The following is a 16,975-nucleotide window of genomic DNA, read 5'->3' on the forward strand; positions in this document are numbered from 1 at the left end:
CTCAGAACCTCCGGGTCACGAAGAAATCGACCATCTCGATGATCAGCTGTTTCTCTTCGGACTCGGAAATAACAGATAATCCTGCTTTTGCATTGTAAACAAGATCGAGTGCGATCTGCCTGACCTCATTGATAACCCCTGCATTTTCCAGGTCATTTATGATGGAATCAATCTCATCATCAGTGAGATTCCTCTTGTATGGGGCAAGATCGATCCCTTTCTCCTCTGCAACAATGGCGATCAGGGTCTTCTTCCCTGCTCTGAGATCAGATGCCCGATCTTTTCCGCTTGAACCCCTTGGAGTCAGGAGATCGATTAGATCATCCTGAATCTGGAATGCGATCCCGGTTGTCATGCCGAGATTGTGGAGCGCTTCTGCCTGTTGTGGTGTTCCCCCGCCGAGGATGGCTCCGATCCCGGCAGCAGCTGCGTAGAGTGCTCCGGTCTTCTTCCTGACCATATCCAGGTACTCGCCGCGTGTGACCTCGTCCTGATTTTCAAATGCCATGTCCTCCGACTGGCCCTGACATATCTCCTCGCAAGCCCTGGCGAGCATCGATATCGCACGTACCATTGCAGCCGGTTCAGCCTCTGCCTTGCAGATTAATTCAAATGCCCGTGCATAGAGGACATCGCCGGCAAGGATGGCTGTTGCCTCATCCCATACGGTATGTACTGTTGGTACTCCCCGGCGGAATGAGTCATTATCCATAATATCGTCGTGGACGAGAGTGAAGGTATGGGTCAGTTCAAGTGCAAGTGCGGCAGGAAAGATCCGATCGGATGATCGTTTTTTCACCGCTTCGGCTGCGAGCATCACCATTGCAGGCCTGAGCCGTTTTCCACCTGCAAGAAGGAGATGTGCGCTTGCTTTATCCAGCTGTCCGGGTGCATCACCAAAGTACCTGAATAAGGATTTGTCTACGAGATTTTCAACAGATTTAAGGTATTCCTGTAGATCCATATTTCTTCCCTCACTTATTTGTGGACAGTGAGCCGCTGTCCGTTTGTCATCAGGTGGACATCTTTCTGGAGCGTGTACCCAAGCTCGGATGCAAATTCTGCATATGCGGCAGTCATCTTGAGGTCACCGTGCGAGGGGACGATATGCTGCGGGTTGAGCATGTGGATAAAATCATAATGATCCTCCCGGTATGCATGTCCGGTTACATGCAGTTCGTCAAAAATTCGTGCCCCGGTCATCCTGAGCCGTGTCTCGGTGAGGTACCGCTGCCCGAAGTTCATCGGATTTGGAATCACTTTCGCGGAGAAGAGGACTTTATCGCCTTTCTCAAGGCGGTAGGGGGTGTCACCGGCGCCGATGCGGGTCAGGACCGATCCCGGTTCGCCCTGATGTCCGGTGATGATCGGCATGAATTTTTCTTTCCCTTCCTTCATCATCCTTCGGAATATCCGATCGACAGTTCTCCTGTTCCCAAAGACTGAGGTTGATTTTGGGAAGGCGACCAGCTTCATCTGTTCTGCTGTCGTTGAGTATCGCTCCATCGAACGGCCGAGCAGAACAGGTTTTCTCCCAATCTCGTGGGCGCACTCGGTTAGCGTCTTCAGACGTGCGACGTGGGAGGAGAAGGTGGTTACCAGGATCGCGTTCTTGTCATCCTCAAAGCTGGTGATCACATCACGTACGAGATCGCGGGCGATTCGTTCGCTTGGGGCCCGTCCTTTTGAGGTGATGTTGACGCATTCAGTGATGAGAAGGAGCACTCCCTCTTTCCCGATCTGGATGAGCCTGGCAAAGTCCGGCGGCTCTCCAATCACCGGTGTTCTGTCAAACTTGAAGTCGTTTGCATAGATAATCGCACCATGTGGGGTGTGGAGCACCGCCATCACGGAATCAATTATTGAATGCTGTGTGCGGACAAACTCGAGCGTCAGGTTCTGTGATATGGTATATTTTCCACCTGCCTTTAGGGCAAAGAGTTTGTTGTTGACACCAAACTTCTGTTCTCCGGCGATCTGCTGCCGTATCAGCTCGGTTGTATAGGGTGTTGATATAATCGGGGCATTGTACCGGTGGGCAAGTTTTGGCAGTGCCCCGATATGGTCGAGATGCCCGTGTGTGCAGACGATTGCCCTGACTGTTCCTTCGATTCCGTTCATCACGGTATCGTCGGGAATTGCTTTCATCTGTATCAGGTCGAGAGAATGCATATTCTCAACTTCTGCATCCTCGTGGATCATGATCCGGTCGAGGCGCAGCCCCATATCGAATATAACAATATCCTTACCGCAGCGAACAGCGGTCATATTCCGCCCGACTTCTTCATATCCGCCGACGGTAATTACTTCTATCTCCATAAATTGTACCTCTAATCATATTTTTGTATCATCATGCGAGTATCTCCGGTGATATACGTCCGAACTCTCCGCATATCGCGTAATGTTGCGGCACCCGAGAGGAACATCGCTGCTTTCAGTTGTCTGTGGATATGGTCGATGGCACATGCCAGTGCAGAATCGCCCTTCATCGCAGGTGCGAGGAGTGGGAGAGCCATCCCTGCCATATCGGCTCCGAGTGCAAGGGCCTTTGCGATATCGACGCCGCTTCTGACGCCTCCCGTCGCAATAACCGGTCCTCCGGTCTCTCTGACTTCGATCAGGCTTACCACCGTTGGTATGCCCCAATCAATGAAATCATCACCGAGACGTGTGAGAGGGGGCTCGTTCTTCTCCCCTTCCCGTATACCTTCTATCTTTGCCCAGGAGGTTCCCCCATGGCCACCTATATCGATCGCCTTCACTCCTGCGTTCCAGAGGAGGCGTGCGGTTTCACGTGAGATACCCGATCCTGTTTCTTTGACGATCACCGGAACTGATGCATCGGAACAGAGTTCTTCTATGGCACCAAGGCATCCGGCTGCATCGCGATCGCCTTCCGGCTGAATCGCTTCCTGGAGAAAGTTCAGATGAACTGCAACGCAATCGGCATCGATCATGGAGACCGCTTTTTCTGCCCACCCGGTTCCATATTCGCGGAGCTGTACTGCCCCGATATTGGCTGCAATGAATGCGGTTGGAGCCTCTTTGCGGACAACCTTAAATGATCCTGCAAGATCCGGCCGTTCAAGTGCCGCACGCTGTGACCCGACCCCGATGGCGCAACCGGCCTTCTCTGCTGCCCGTGCAAGCCTGCGGTTCACATCTGTTGTGTCAGGATGGCCGCCTGTCATTGCTGCAATAAAGAGCGGTGTTGCAAGGGAATGTCCAAGAAAATGGCAGGAGAGATCGACTCCATCCATATCGCATTCGGGGAGGGCGGCATGCACGATACGGATATCCGAGAAACCGCTTGATCCAGCTTCGATATCCTCTTCGCTGCATATCCTGAGGTGATCAAGCTTCCGGGACGTGGTAGCTTCATGCCAGTTCATGTATCTGCCCCCATGATCGTGGTGCCTCCATGTTCTCCTCCCGTGAGAAATGCCAGGAGTCGGTCGATATGGAATATTGAAGATATTATTCCGGCATCTGCCAGAGTGAGAAGCTCTTCCACCTTCCCCTTCATACCACCGGTGACATCGGTCTTTTGTGAATTCCCAAGGTCAATTCCATTCAATGAAGCCCGGCTTATCATCCCGACAACTCTCCCGTCTGAGAGGACGCCGGGAACATCCGTTGCAAGCCCGACACGACAGGGTGCCACACCTTCTGCTATCCTGAGTACAAGCTGGTCACCTGAGACGATACATGCCCCTTTTGTCCGATCCATCACCACATCCCCATGCAGTACGGGAATGATGCCAAGTCTGGCCATACCTGCCAGGTGCCCTGTTTCAAAAGAAATGAGCCTGCCATTCTCGGCAAGGGATCCGGAAAGAGGATGTATCCCGATCGCATCAAGTCCCGCATCCCTGAGGATTGAGACTACGGTGGCATTTAATCCTGCCACGGCACGATGTGTCTCCCCTATACCCATTGCATTTGTCTGTCCGACTCCACCCTGAATCCCAAATCTCTCAGCTTCAGGATGGCCGCATGACCCGGCACCATGAATGAGGATGAGCGGGCTGTTGTTGTGAGAAGCTATCGTCTCCGCTATTGCCATGAGCCGGGTGTGGTCGATCACGCCGGCATTCTCTTTCTCGGTAATCACAGATCCGCCGAGTTTGAGTACAACCGTATTATTCATCTTTCTCTTTCCGTACACCCTGGGTATCGATGCCGGTTATGATTGCACGGGCGTCACACGCCTCGATAGCTCCGGCAACCCTGGTCTTCGCACCCTTTGAACAGAGTGCAAACATACACCCGCCGCCTCCGGCACCAGTCATCTTTGCACCGAGTGCGCCGGCTGCCCGTGCAGCGAGGACAAGGCGGGAGAGTTGTGGGTGGCCGACTCCGAGCGCCTCAAGGAGTGCATGGTTCATGTTCATCAGGTTTCCAAGTTCACGCGGATTATTGAAATGGTGCATCGAACATTTCGTCACAGCGGCAATTGCTTCAATGATCGGATCCGCAATCTGTGGGCGTGTCTTCTTCAGGTCAGCAACACGTGCCACCATTCCGGACGTGCTATGGTGGGTGAGGCTGTTTCCGATAACGAGCTGGATCTGCGGCGGCGGAAGCCTTCGCTTTGTGTTTCCGGTGATGAGCACCATTCCCCCGACAGTGGAGACATAGGTGTCGGTTGCACTTGCCCGTCCGTTCTGGACATTCTTCTCGACAGTATGGGCAATCAGGGCAAGTTCATCAGCACTCTTCCCAATTTCAAACTCATCGTTGATGGCAAAAAGGGTGGCGACCGTCACTGCGGCAGATGATCCGAGACCAGAAGAGCTTGGGAGCTGGGATCTAACGTAGACCGAACCCGATACCCCCATCTGTCGAAAACATTCGGCAATATAGGTGGAGTTTGGTTTCTTCTGCCGTTTTGCCTTCCTTACAGTGACCATGACCCGGGGCTTGATCGCCATAGCGATTCCGGGTTTTCCATAGACGACCGCGTGTTCACCAAAGAGGAAGACTTTGCCTGGTGCGCTCCATGTTGCCAACCTATATCACCGCAATGGCTGCGTAACCAACGACTTCAGGATCCCCGGTCACATCGCCGCTTGTCATATATGAGAGGAGAATACCTTTCTCGGCACCGAGATCTGAAGTGGAACGGATCATCGTGGCAATTGGCCCATAGCCGCATGCTGATATCCTGTGTTTTGCGATCCGTTGGTATAATTCGTCGGTGTCGAGTGAGAGGATCGCATCAATCGCCAGGGAATCAAGTTTCTCAGCCTCATTCTGAGGGACATAATGAGAAAAGTCGCTTGAGGCGACGATGATCGCATCCTTATTTGTCTTATGAAGTGCCGAGATGATCCGGCCCGATAGCTGTTCTGCCTCTGCAGGTGTCTGATCGCCCATCAGTATCGGGGTGATCCTGGCACGCGGAAACCGGTACTTGATGAATGGCATCTGCGTCTCAAGTGAGTTCTCGTTCTCCTGGTGTGCTTCCTCATCAACAGGAAGTTCAAGTGCCAGAGAGAGCCTCTCATCATTGGTGATGATTCCAAGCGGTGTCTCCCATGGTCGGGTGGAAACACAGCTCCGATAACCGCGATGACTTGGCCCGATAACGATGAAAGTGCCGGAAAAACCTGGATCTATACAGCCGTATCCACGGGCAGCGACAGCACCGGAATATGGATACCCTGCATGGGGTACGACAATTCCCAGGGGGTGCAGCCTGTCGGTTTTTGTCCTGAAGAACATCTCGAGCACCTGTTCAAGGTGCCCGGGCTCCTTCGGATAAAACATACCTGCCATTGTACACTTACGGATCTCCATAGGGCTCCCACTTCATCTGGCAGTTGTTCTTCAGACTATTTAAATATCGGTCTCGAAGTCTTCGGGGGTGAGCGACATTGTAATACCACGGATTCTGAGCATCTCTTTTGCAAGGAGATAGTAGACCATGGAAAGCGCTTTCCTACCCTTATTGTTTGTTGGAATGACGAGATCGATATTCCGCAGGCTGTTGTTTGTATCACAGAGGGCAATTGTTGGTATGCCGCTCTGGACCGCCTCGCGGATCACCTGGGCATCGCCGATTGGGTCGGTGACGATGACAACATCCGGTTCGATATATTTGTTCAGGGAGGTTTCGTTTAATGCCGGGTTTGTCAGCATACCCGGGATGAACCGGCCTGTTGCCGCCATTGCACCTACGACCTCAGAGAATTTACGTGCGGGGTACTGACCGTATTGTCGTGATGTGACCGCCAGAATCTTTGGTGCGTCAAACCCGGAGAGGAATTTTGCTGCCTGTTTGATCCGCTCATCTGTTTTTCTGATATCTATAATATACAGGCCGTCTCCACGGACCCGGTAGATGAAGTTCATCATCTCATTGCTCTTCTGCTGTGTCCCGATGTGAACGCCCGCCGCAAGGTACTCCTCAACCGGCACAAGGGGTTCGTTCAGTTCAATATCAAGTTCATTCTCGCTCATGCGAAATTCTCCGAAATACGAATTAATTCATTAAGTTTTGCTATTCTTTCGCCCCCGACAATACCACATTTCAGGTAGATGCACCCGAATGCGATAGCAAGATGGGCGATGGTCGTATCTGTTGTCTCTCCTGATCGGTGGCTCATCACCGTCTCCAGCCCATACCGCTCTGCAAGGTGTACTGCCTCAAAGGTATCGGTGAGGGTTCCTATCTGGTTTGGCTTGATCAGAACAGCGCTTGCTGATGCCATCTCTATGCCTTTCTGGATACGTTCGGGGTTTGTGACAAAGAGGTCGTCGCCGCAGATGAGGCAGTTGTCGCTGATCTGTTCAGTGAGGTTTGAGAAACCTTCGAAATCCTCTTCATGGAGGGGATCCTCGACATAGATCAAACCGAATGTATCGACAAGATCCGCGATATAGGCGATTTGATCCTCAGTTGACCTCTTCCGCTCACGATAGACATACCGCTCTCCATCCCAGAGTTCGGTGGCTGCGACATCAAGGCCGATTGCAACAGTAACGCCGGTTTCATCAGTGATGGTGTCGATGGCTGTTCCGATCAGATCAAGTGCGTCCGTATCACTGATTTGTGGCGCCCATGCACCTTCGTCACCTTTTCCACAGGTGATGCCCTTTGCCTTCAGGAGTTTTTTGACCTCCTTGTGGACGAGTGCATTCGTGAAGACCGCCTCTTCAGTAGAGGATGCCCCGGTTGGAATGATCAGGAACTCCTGGATCTCGGTTGCCCCGGGTGCATGTGCTCCGCCGCCAATAACATTGCCGAGCGGTAGTGGTGCCTCCTCTGCAAACACTCCCCCCAGGTAGGTGAAGAGTTCCATGTTGAACGCTGATGCAGCTGCTTTGGCATTTGCAAGAGAGAGAGCAACAGCAACATTTGCTCCGATTGTGGCAAAATTGCCGGTTCCGTCACATTCGCGAAGGATGCGGTCAAATGTCCGCTGGTCATGGGAGTCCAGTCCCTCAAGGGCAGGGATAACTGTCGTGTATGCATAGGGTATCGCCTCTTCAGGTGACAGGACGATCGCCTCATGGCTCCCGGTGCTTGCGCCGCTTGGCGCGGCTGCACGCCCAAATCCGCCATCAACCCATATGTCAGCCTCCACGGTGGGGTTTCCCCGGCTGTCGAGGATGGATCTAAGTGTGATCGCTTCGATCGATGTCATGCCACCACGACTTCCCGTTCCCCGAAATGGCGCTTGACAGTGATAGGGATGAGCCCCTTTTCAAACTCTTCAAGTGCGATCTCCAGGGGATCAATGCGTCCGGTTCTCACAAGAACCGGGGCTCCCATCGATATCTGGAGGGCCCTGGCTCCTATGATCCTGGCTCGCTCGTATCGAGTGTAGGATATCATGATAATCATCCGTAAAATTTTTTGAACAGAAATGGGGTCGCTGAGATTCGAACTCAGGTCACTGCGTCCCGAACGCAATAGGATAGTCCAGGCTACCCCACGACCCCCCCTTACTGATAGGGATACAGCTCATCAATTATCTCCTTATGTGAGAGGAGCATCCTTCTGCAACAGTACCGCTCCAAACCGAGGGAATCGAGGATCTCTTTTGGATCCTCGCCTGCTGCTTTTCGCTCTTTGAACTCATCCCAAACTGTGGAAATGACTTTTCCACAGGTGAAACATCGTACAGGTATCATTGTCCCCGATTCCTTATTAGTCTGCTGATATTAACGGTACGATTTCTGGAATCTCTTCCGTGCACCGCGTCCATGAGGCTTCTTTGCTTCTTTCTGGCGGGAGTCATTCACAAGGAGGGTCCTGTCATATGCGAGGTATACCTCTTTGATGGCCGGATCGTTTGTCCAGCCAAGTAAACCCCTGCCGAGTGCAGTTCTGATGGCTTCAGCCTGTCCGATGATCCCTCCGCCGGATACGTCGACATCAATGTCGATTGTGTCTGCTACCCCTGGTGCAAGGACGAGTGCCTCTGCAATCTTCATCCTGATCAGTTCAGATCCATACACCTCGAGAGGAACCGAGTTGATACGGACTCTGCCTTTGCCTTCACGCAGGGTGGCGCGGGCGACTGCAGTCTTTCTCTTTCCACTTGTATTGATAATTTTTGTCATCCAATCCCTCTGCTTAGAACTTGGCCCCAAGGTTCTGGCTTATGGTCTGAAGTGTAACATACCTTGGCTTGCTCAGCCTGTTCCGGTGCGCTTCCTCGAGCACTTCCATATCCATTCCGGCAAACTCCTCCGGGATGCCTACATATGTCCGGACTCTCTTGAATGCCTCTGCACCCGGGCCAGTTTTATATCCTATCATCCCGCGGATTGACCGCTTCATAATATGATCGGGCCTGCGTGGGAAGAATGGTCCGCCCTCGACAGATCCACGAACGCGTCGCTGCTGGTATCTCTCCAGTATCTCAGCCCTGCTGCCCGAGAGGATCGCTTTCTCGGCATTGACAATGGCGATCTCTTCGCCATTGAGAGCGCGCTTTGCGACGATGCTCGCGAGCCTCCCGAGGAGAAGATTTTCTGCATTGATGATTGTTACCATTGCTATTCACCTCAGTATCCGAACCTGGCTTCCTTTCGGGTTTGCCGTCAGCAGCTCTTCAATCGTCATACAATCTCCGCTTGCCTGTGTGATCTTCTCACGGGCAGAATCAGAGAAGTTTAATGCCGCTACCTTCACCGAATGCTCAAGCACTCCGCTTCCGAGTACCTTGCCCGGGACAAGGATGATCTCGCCTTCCTGTGCATAGCGGTTGATCTTGCCGATGTTGACCTCGGCATAGTTCCTGCCGGATGTGTCGAGCCTTCTGGCAATCTCGCGCCAGATGTTTGCCTCATTCTCACCTGATGCTGTCCTGAGCGTCCTGATGAGATCCGTAAGGCGCGGGTTAGTCTTGCCCGTTCTCTTCATCTACTGTCCCTCCATTGATATTTCCTGTAAAGATTCTATGATTTCGTCAGATCTCTTTCTGATGTATCGCAGTCCCTCTTCGATGATCTGCTGTGCCGGAATCGATCCGTCACTCTCTACGATGAAGAGGTATTTTGTCCTGTCTGAATCGATGTTAATGGCCGAATCCTCGCCGATACCTGTTCCAATACATGCCTTCTCGCAGAGCTTGCAGAGCGAGCATGCCTCGATCTTACCTTCGACGACACGCACAGTCTGGCCTTTGACTTCAAGGACGTTGCGAGGACATTCATCGACGCACATTCCGCATCCGTCACACTGGTCGGTTACCTCGATAACCGGATATTGTTTATATCCGCATGCAATGGTCGACTGCCATTTTGCATGCTCGGTTCCCGTGTTCAGATATGCGACAGCTTCAATGACAAGTTTCTGGTCTTCCCAGAGTTTGACGAGGGGAATATTCGTATCGACAGGGACTGTCATCGGATCTTCTGAGACAAGGTCTCCAGAGGTGACCATTCCGGGTCCTTCAACAGTCAGCGTGAAAGTGACCTGGCAGTGCGGGCACCCGGCCCCTTCGCATTTGCATGCCTCTCTCCGAACAAACCTGCTCAGATCGGTTTTGATCGGAATCATCCCGATTCTGTGGGCAAGCATCTCATCGAAGAGGACACTGGTATTGTCATAGATCCGGACATCCTCGATTGCAAGTGTTGGAACCTCGCCGATCATCGATCGCCTGAGTGCATTTGCAAATGCTTCAGAGGCACCGCTAAGGGTGAACCGGGCGATTGAATCATCGAGCCTGCCGAAAACGATCTCCATCAGACTCTCCTTCCGCGCCTGCCACCGCGTGCCCGGATACTGTCATGCGAGACCGGGGTGACATCTTCGATCCTGCCGATGCGGATGCCGGCACGTGCAAGTGCACGGATTGCTGCCTGTGCTCCGGGTCCCGGGCTCCTCTGCTTTCCGCGTCCGGGTGCTCTGACCTTAACGTGCAGCCCGACGAAACCCTTGTCTCGGGCTGCCTGTGCGACATTTGTTGCCATCTGCATCGCTGCATAGGGCGAGCTCTCGTTCCTTGCCTGCTTAACGACCATCCCGCCGCTGCTCTTGCAGATGGTTTCTGCACCGGAGAGATCGGTTACGGTGATGATTGTGTTGTTAAAGGATGCAAAGATATGTGCAATGCCCCATTTATCATTCTCAGCTGCCATGTTTACACCCTCACATTGTTAATCCGGCCGCGCTCGGGGTTGCTTTCTTTTGCAAGTGACGACGTCCCATAGTAGCCGATATGATCTTCTTCTGCCCGTGTAACCATGTATCCCGGGACAGAGACGCGTCTGTCATTGATGGCAATGTGGCCATGGTTGATCAGCTGCCGTGCCTGTTTCGGTGAACGGGCAAGTCCTTTCCTGTAGACGATGGTCTGGAGGCGCCGTTCAAGGATGTGGCTAACTTTCAGCGACAGCACATCGTCAATGGTTGCTCCTGCATTGACAAGTGCATATCTCTGGAGATGCTGAAGAAGCTCATCGCGTCGGGCATCTACCCGTGCCTCATCAACACCGCCTGAGCTCATTGCAAGAATGTCACGCGCACCCTGCCTGTGGCGGCGGAGGATGTGGGTGGCTTTCCAGATCTCTTTTTTGTTCCTGAGCCCGAATGTGATTGCAATGTTCCGCTCATCTTCAATCCGAACTTTTTCAAAACGGCGTTTTGGAGACTGGTACTGCTTGTGGTTCTTTCCTGGATATCCCATATGTGCTCACCCCTCACTTCTTCTTCTTGGATACGCCGACCGTCGTTCCGGTTCTTCCGGTCGCCTTGGTCCGCTGTCCACGTACCTTCTGGCCGGTTTCATGCCTGATGCCCCGGTAGCAGCGCATCTTCTTCATGATATTGACATCCTCCTCGTGGGTGAGGGAAACATCAATGCCGAGCAGGTGGCGGGATTTTCCGGTATAGAGATCTTTTGGTCTGTTCATCATCCAGGTCGGGACTGTCTCTACGTACTCGTCCACAACAGCGCGGATCCGGTCAACCTCTTCTTCTGAGAGCTTGCCCATCAGTTCATGGGTGTTGACATCGGCTTTGCGTGCCATGACGAGCGCGGTGTGGATACCCACGCCCTTGATGCCCGTCAGTGAGATCGAGACCTGCTTGGTGCCGTCGAGATCAGTATTACTGACGCGTACGAAGTAATTCAGTTCGGATTCTTCCATGTGTTATTCCTCTTATCCTCTTGGAGCGCTGAGGGAGGGATTTGAACCCTCGAGTCCCAGGGGGACACAGGTTTAGCAAACCTGCGCCATACCAGGCTTGGCTACCTCAACAGAGTTATAGCGCATCTTTCGACACTCGCAGTGCACGAATAGACACCGCTCCATAAAGTGAGTGCTCTATACTATTGGAAGAAAAGGGTATTAATGGTTATGGATTGCTGGTTCTTTTCCGTCTCAGAATGCCTGATGAAACGAGTGCTGATGTCATGAGGGGGATGGCAATGGTTGCATCGCAGAAACATTGTACCCTGGGGCAGGTAACCGCCTCTTTCCCCCAGCTGATCGCCTCTTCGAAAGTGCATCCCGAGAGGCCGCCCCAATGGGGGGCATCAGTTGTGAACTGGATGGCATAGGCATGTCCGCCGAGATCGCTGTTATGAATGGATGCGATCACCTGTGTCTGCTGGATGAAGTTTTTCGGCACCCCGCCGCCAATATAGATGACTCCTGTCTTGTGTGCGTGCTCAACAATCTGCGTTATCTCATCGGTATCTGCAATCTGGTCGATATTCACGCTGGTACCTGCCCGGCGAGCCATAACCATGCTGATCCCGATTGACGAGTCGGCGAGTGCTGGCACAAAGATTGGGATCTTCTCCTTTGCGCAGGTGGCGGTGAGCGATCTGCCCTCAGGTCTGGTCTCGATGAGCCATTCTCCCAGCCTTCGGATCAGCTCGCGGCTCGAGCCGTGGAACGGAGCAATAGAATCGATAAAATCTGCAACCTGCTGGTCGACGTTTCTGAACTGTTCTTCATAGGCAAAGACATCGTAGATCCTGTCGATCCCCTTCTCATAGAGTGTCGCATCATCCACGTGATGGTGACCGCGGTAGTGCCGGACACCCAGATGTTCGCAGATATCATGAAAAATGTTTGCACCTGTCGAAACAATGCCATCGATAAAATGCTGCTCGGCTAGTGTTATAAGGCATTCCTGCATGCCTGCAGGAACCATTGCTCCAGAGATGCCTAAGAGGATTGTGCAGTTGGGATCACTGATCATCTCTTTCCAGATTGTAAATGCCTCACCGAGTTTTCTTCCCTGAAAACCGGTTCTGCTCATTGCATCAAGGAGTGTATCGATCCGATCAGTTGGCCTTACCGGGGTGGTAGGGGTCAGCTCCATACCCATACATTGCCTGCCTGGAGTATTAAATGCAGGGATGCGGGATAAAAAAGAGTCTTAAAAAAAAAGGTTTGTATTTCAGGTACGATCAGAGTGCACCGATGATCGATCTGCGGGTGACAAGACCGACCGGCTTCTCGTCCTGGGTCACAAGGACGGTGCTGATATTCTTCTCGGACATCAGGTCGACGACAGTTGAAACCGGTGTTCCCATCACAACAGATGTCACAGGGGTGCTCATGATATCCTGTGTGATTAAGTTTCTGATCCGGTTGTCATGGTGCTTCACCTCAACCATCTCCTTGAGTTTCACAAGGGCGCGTGCAAGATCGGTTTCGGTGACGATACCAAGGACACGTCCGTTGTCGTTGACAATGAATCTGGTTGCGGAGTCATCGATCATCCTCCGGTGGAGGTGGACGATCCGGTCTTCCGGTGTTATCCTCGGGGCAATCTCGATGACATCCTCAATGTGGCAGTCGGGTCTCATGACTTTAAGGAGGTCGCCCATTGTCACCATTCCGATGAGCTTATGTTCGGTATCCAGGACAACAACGATCTTGTAGTTCTGGAGAAGCGGAATCAGGATATCAATCTCCTGATCGGGGTATGCGAAGGTGAAGTCTTCTTTTACCACATTAGCAACATGGATCTGGGTCGGCGGGATAGTGCCGGTTTTTTTGCTGCCAATCTTCTCGGCTATAGTCCGGCGTGAAGCTGTCCCAACAACCTTCCCCTGATGAGTAACGATGATCGGATCGATCCCCTCACTGAGCATCCTGTCAAGCGCCTCGGTGATGAGGGCTGATTTCGCAATACTGACAGGTTTTGACATGATGTCTTTGATAGTAAGTTCGGTTGTCATTGTGCTACCTCTTTCAGTATGTCATCCCGTTTTAATATTCCTTTGATCTCACCGGCATCAACGGCGATAATACTGTTAATCTGGTGCTCCCTCATCAACGCAATCGCACTTGTTATCGATTCAGCGGGGTTGATTGTGATCACCGGCCGAGACATCACATCCTCTGCGATCCCGGATAACTGCCGGACATGCCTCCGGCTTTTTCTTCCTCCGGTCTCCTCTCTTCTCAGGTGCATGATATCCTTTTCAGGCACTCCGTTCTGGTCGAGATATTCATAGAATGCGATATTGGATTCGGTGATCACTCCTGCAAGTGTCCCGTCATTGTTGATTACAAGGATCTTGTCGTTTCTCTCCCTGATTATGTCAATAACGTGGTTTAGTGAGTGATAACGGGAAACTGCCAGCACATCCTCCATAATATCGGAAACTGTAGCGTTTATCTGATCGACTTCTTCCGATGCCATAATGTCGCTTTTTGTAACGATCCCCTCGACGTTGCCACTCTCTATGACAGGAAGCCCGCTTACATCGTTTTTTAGCATCAGTCCTACGGCTGTGCCTGCGGAAACATCCGGCGATACTGTGATCGGGTCAGTTCTCATCATCACCTCCACAGGAATCCTGTCGATCGGCCTTCTCCTCCAGATGGGATCGTTCTGCCGGAACCCATAAGCAATATCCTTCTTGGTGATGATACCGACAAGCGCCTCGTCCTCCATGACAAGGAGCCTGGATATCTTATGCTTCAACATCAGATTGCGTGCATATGCGATATTCTCGGCTTTTTGAACGACATATACCGGGGCTGACATCATCTCTCTTACAATCATGGTGAATCACCTCGATGCAAGTGTTCTTACCAGGTCAAATTCTGTGATCATTCCGATGAGACGTGCATCTTCTGTCACAGGGAATGCCCCGATCCGCTTCTGCACCATCTCACGGGCAATATCATTGATACTCTTTTCAGGTGTTGTTGTCTGGAGAGATCCGGTCATGATTGATCGGATCGGCAGTGCCGTCACTTCGCTTACATCCCCGGACTGAATCTTCCGGAAGACTTCGCCTGAGCCGATATACTTCATAATGTCCGTCGCCGTCACGATACCAAAGAGGACATCGTCTGAGACGACCGGAAGCCTTCTGAAATGATATTTGTTCATCTGCTGTGCAACAGCGGCAATTGAGCAGTCCGGGTTTGTTACGCGGGGAGAGCCCGACATCACATCCTCAACCGAAAGGAGGCTCTGGCCCTGGAAGAGTGCCTTTAAGAGGTCATGTTCGGTCACCATCCCGACAACCCCCGACTCATCATCGATGATAGGGGCTCCTCCATGCCGTTTGTTCACGATCAGGTCAATCGCATCTTCGATATCGTCATTCTCTCTGAGTGTCATCACCTGCTCGGTCATGATCGATCGCAGGCTTTCGTTGATTGCAGAGAGGAAATTGCCCTGATGCTTGTTCTTTACCAGATTGTACCGGTCGCCTCCACCCATAAAGTCCACGATATCCGATACAGTGATAATTCCCCTGAGCTGACCGCTCCCGGCATCGGTGATCGGAAGCCTGCGGAATCCTTCTCTGGTCATCGTTGAGACACCGTCGCATATGCTCATAGTCGGAGGTACGCAGACGACATTTGTGGTAGAGATGGCCATGATCGCTCCTGTCCGCTCTGCGGGACGGGATTTAAATTCTATCGGCCCACGATTCAACTTTCCCTGCATCATAAGGTGACGTTCACCTTTGTTCTGGCCTGCATTTTTCTCGTGCATGCTGATCCCTTTGGTTATTTTACAAGGTTCTTCAGGACGTCATGGCGATCCAGAATGCCGATGACATCTCCGTCATCAACAACCGGGATACGGCTGACATCATGAGCAACAAGGATTCCTGCTGCATCCGATACTCTGGCATCAGGTGTCGTCGAAATGACTGGAGTTGTCATTACGCGGGAGATGCTGGTTCTGGTACTGTTACCAAGTGATTGCCTGATTGAGCCATTCTCAATGAGGTCACGCCGGGATACGATCCCGATCAGTTTCCTCCTGGATATAACAGGGAGGGATGTATACCCGCTCTCGACGATCCTCGAGTATACTTTCTGGATGCTCTCATCTGATTCGGAACAGATTACGTTTCTTGTCATTACATCAGCAACTATCCCGGTGATCTCATGGCGTGAAACCAGGACAGGAAAGAGATCACGAAATAGTATGACTCCGATAAACGTTCCATTCTCTCTCAGAACAGCGGAACTATCCGTTCCTGCCCTGAAAATAATTGAACCAACTTCCTCAAGGGTTGTTTCGAGACATACCGATGGTGCGTCACGGATAAACCCGGAGATGGTCACGTTCGATCGGGTGTCGGTCACCTTCAGGACATCGGTAATATCGATCATCCCGGTGAGGTTTCCCTTCTCATCGGTGATATATATCTCGCGATATATGTCATCGCGGAGAATCTGACGGGCACGGGTGACGTACTCGTCTTTTTGAAGGGTGGTGACCTCGATCAAGAGATCGCGGGAGACTTTCATTGAATTGACTCCTCATCACGGCATACAGGGCAGATATTCTGGTTGTCGAGATACATGAGATCGTCTGACATACTCCCGCACCTGTCGCATATGCCGGCGTGGTAGTCGTTCATGCGGTTAATGACGATTAAATCGTTCATAATCTCATTGATCTCATTTGCAACACTGAGAATGTCCCGAACGGTAATGATCCCGATGACTTTGGTCTCTGCATTTACTACCGGAAGCCTCCGGACCCGGTGCTTCACCATCATCCGTGCAGCATCAGCAATCGCGGCATCTGAATCAATCGTGATCAGCGGTGTGCTCATCACTTCCTTGACGTATACCTCTCCTGGCTTTCTGTCCTTGGCCATAACCTTGCAGTTGAAGTCCTCTTCAGTAACAATGCCAATCGGCAGATTGTTCTGCAGCACGATACAACTCCCGACCTCATCACGGCACATTGAACGTGCCGCTTCGGCTGTAGTTTCATTTGCATCGATTGTGGTCGGATTGAGTTTCATCACCTCCCGTACCGGGACGCGTGTTTCGAAGTCCATGTTGTCATTCTTTCTCATCTGTGTTTCACCTCCCTCTTCTGCTCTCTTAACTGATGACACATCTACTATGCCATGCCCATATTAAAAGATTCGTAATCCAGACCTGACGTTATATTCGCAATAAAAAGGCTCTCTTAAAAGGAACCGGTTTTACATTAGGTGGGTAGTATTATTAGGAATCGGGAGAAGAGTACAGGTACCATGGCAGATAGAGAAACTGC

23 protein-coding genes and 2 tRNA genes are annotated in these 16,975 nt (G+C 51.8%); all 25 read right to left on the reverse strand.

Translation table 11 applies throughout. The features are described from left to right. Position 1: 1 nt before the first annotated feature. Positions 2-964 carry a polyprenyl synthetase family protein gene (locus FTO68_RS05765; RefSeq protein WP_255332433.1) on the reverse strand — a complete coding sequence of 321 codons (963 nt, stop codon included), beginning with the start codon at positions 962-964 and terminating at the stop codon, positions 2-4. Between the two features lie 14 nt (positions 965-978). Then, positions 979-2,319 carry an RNase J family beta-CASP ribonuclease gene (locus FTO68_RS05770; protein WP_255332434.1) on the reverse strand — a complete coding sequence of 447 codons (1,341 nt, stop codon included), beginning with the start codon at positions 2,317-2,319 and terminating at the stop codon, positions 979-981. 11 nt (positions 2,320-2,330) lie between these two features. After that, positions 2,331-3,392, reverse strand: coding sequence for a type 2 isopentenyl-diphosphate Delta-isomerase (fni, locus tag FTO68_RS05775; RefSeq protein WP_255332435.1), 1,062 nt, complete (start codon positions 3,390-3,392; stop codon positions 2,331-2,333). After that, positions 3,389-4,150: an isopentenyl phosphate kinase gene (locus FTO68_RS05780; RefSeq protein ID WP_255332436.1), complete on the reverse strand. Its 762-nt coding sequence runs from the start codon at positions 4,148-4,150 to the stop codon at positions 3,389-3,391. The genes fni and FTO68_RS05780 overlap by 4 nt, the downstream gene beginning before the upstream one ends. Continuing rightward, entirely contained in the window at positions 4,143-5,012 is an 870-nt protein-coding gene (gene mvk, locus FTO68_RS05785; protein ID WP_255332437.1) for a mevalonate kinase, read from the reverse strand. The genes FTO68_RS05780 and mvk overlap by 8 nt, the downstream gene beginning before the upstream one ends. Before the next feature lies 1 nt (position 5,013). Then, positions 5,014-5,802 carry an AmmeMemoRadiSam system protein B gene (gene amrB, locus FTO68_RS05790; RefSeq protein ID WP_255332438.1) on the reverse strand — a complete coding sequence of 263 codons (789 nt, stop codon included), beginning with the start codon at positions 5,800-5,802 and terminating at the stop codon, positions 5,014-5,016. Positions 5,803-5,841: 39 nt separating this feature from the next. After that, entirely contained in the window at positions 5,842-6,465 is a 624-nt protein-coding gene (gene rpsB, locus FTO68_RS05795; protein WP_255332439.1) for a 30S ribosomal protein S2, read from the reverse strand. After that, positions 6,462-7,652 (reverse strand): phosphopyruvate hydratase, encoded by a 1,191-nt coding sequence (gene eno, locus FTO68_RS05800; RefSeq protein WP_255332440.1) that lies wholly within the window; start codon positions 7,650-7,652, stop codon positions 6,462-6,464. The genes rpsB and eno overlap by 4 nt, the downstream gene beginning before the upstream one ends. Beyond that, positions 7,649-7,843 (reverse strand): DNA-directed RNA polymerase subunit K, encoded by a 195-nt coding sequence (locus FTO68_RS05805; protein ID WP_255332441.1) that lies wholly within the window; start codon positions 7,841-7,843, stop codon positions 7,649-7,651. Before FTO68_RS05805 ends, eno begins: the two co-directional genes overlap by 4 nt. A 32-nt stretch (positions 7,844-7,875) precedes the next feature. Then, a tRNA-Pro gene (locus FTO68_RS05810) sits at positions 7,876-7,950 on the reverse strand. A 3-nt stretch (positions 7,951-7,953) separates the two neighbouring features. Further along, the gene (locus FTO68_RS05815; RefSeq protein ID WP_255332442.1) at positions 7,954-8,142 is read right to left on the reverse strand and encodes a DNA-directed RNA polymerase subunit N; all 189 of its coding nucleotides are present in this window, start codon (positions 8,140-8,142) and stop codon (positions 7,954-7,956) included. Between the two features lie 30 nt (positions 8,143-8,172). Beyond that, positions 8,173-8,574 (reverse strand): 30S ribosomal protein S9, encoded by a 402-nt coding sequence (locus FTO68_RS05820; protein ID WP_255332443.1) that lies wholly within the window; start codon positions 8,572-8,574, stop codon positions 8,173-8,175. 13 nt (positions 8,575-8,587) lie between these two features. After that, positions 8,588-9,010, reverse strand: coding sequence for a 50S ribosomal protein L13 (locus tag FTO68_RS05825; protein ID WP_255332444.1), 423 nt, complete (start codon positions 9,008-9,010; stop codon positions 8,588-8,590). Between the two features lie 6 nt (positions 9,011-9,016). After that, the gene (locus FTO68_RS05830; protein ID WP_255332445.1) at positions 9,017-9,379 is read right to left on the reverse strand and encodes a 50S ribosomal protein L18e; all 363 of its coding nucleotides are present in this window, start codon (positions 9,377-9,379) and stop codon (positions 9,017-9,019) included. Beyond that, positions 9,380-10,207 (reverse strand): DNA-directed RNA polymerase subunit D, encoded by an 828-nt coding sequence (locus tag FTO68_RS05835; protein WP_255332446.1) that lies wholly within the window; start codon positions 10,205-10,207, stop codon positions 9,380-9,382. Beyond that, positions 10,207-10,602, reverse strand: coding sequence for a 30S ribosomal protein S11 (locus tag FTO68_RS05840; RefSeq protein ID WP_255332447.1), 396 nt, complete (start codon positions 10,600-10,602; stop codon positions 10,207-10,209). The genes FTO68_RS05835 and FTO68_RS05840 overlap by 1 nt, the downstream gene beginning before the upstream one ends. A gap of 2 nt (positions 10,603-10,604) precedes the next feature. After that, positions 10,605-11,150, reverse strand: a complete 546-nt coding sequence (locus tag FTO68_RS05845; RefSeq protein ID WP_255332448.1) for a 30S ribosomal protein S4 — start codon at positions 11,148-11,150, stop codon at positions 10,605-10,607. Positions 11,151-11,163: 13 nt separating this feature from the next. Next, positions 11,164-11,613: a 30S ribosomal protein S13 gene (locus FTO68_RS05850; RefSeq protein ID WP_255332449.1), complete on the reverse strand. Its 450-nt coding sequence runs from the start codon at positions 11,611-11,613 to the stop codon at positions 11,164-11,166. A gap of 26 nt (positions 11,614-11,639) precedes the next feature. Beyond that, positions 11,640-11,724 (reverse strand) — tRNA-Ser (locus FTO68_RS05855). A 97-nt stretch (positions 11,725-11,821) separates the two neighbouring features. Further along, complete coding sequence (locus tag FTO68_RS05860; protein ID WP_255332450.1) at positions 11,822-12,799, reverse strand: deoxyhypusine synthase; 978 nt, start codon at positions 12,797-12,799, stop codon at positions 11,822-11,824. An 88-nt stretch (positions 12,800-12,887) separates the two neighbouring features. Then, complete coding sequence (locus FTO68_RS05865; RefSeq protein WP_255332451.1) at positions 12,888-13,664, reverse strand: CBS domain-containing protein; 777 nt, start codon at positions 13,662-13,664, stop codon at positions 12,888-12,890. Next, entirely contained in the window at positions 13,661-14,497 is an 837-nt protein-coding gene (locus tag FTO68_RS05870; protein ID WP_255332452.1) for a CBS domain-containing protein, read from the reverse strand. Before FTO68_RS05870 ends, FTO68_RS05865 begins: the two co-directional genes overlap by 4 nt. Positions 14,498-14,503: 6 nt before the next feature. Continuing rightward, complete coding sequence (locus FTO68_RS05875) at positions 14,504-15,445, reverse strand: CBS domain-containing protein (protein ID WP_255332453.1); 942 nt, start codon at positions 15,443-15,445, stop codon at positions 14,504-14,506. A 14-nt stretch (positions 15,446-15,459) separates the two neighbouring features. Beyond that, the gene (locus FTO68_RS05880; protein ID WP_255332454.1) at positions 15,460-16,212 is read right to left on the reverse strand and encodes a CBS domain-containing protein; all 753 of its coding nucleotides are present in this window, start codon (positions 16,210-16,212) and stop codon (positions 15,460-15,462) included. Further along, positions 16,209-16,772, reverse strand: a complete 564-nt coding sequence (locus FTO68_RS05885; RefSeq protein WP_255332455.1) for a CBS domain-containing protein — start codon at positions 16,770-16,772, stop codon at positions 16,209-16,211. Before FTO68_RS05885 ends, FTO68_RS05880 begins: the two co-directional genes overlap by 4 nt. Positions 16,773-16,975 lie beyond the last annotated feature (203 nt).

The sequence above is a fragment of the Methanocalculus taiwanensis genome, from assembly GCF_024372745.1.
GTDB lineage: Archaea > Halobacteriota > Methanomicrobia > Methanomicrobiales > Methanocorpusculaceae > Methanocalculus > Methanocalculus taiwanensis.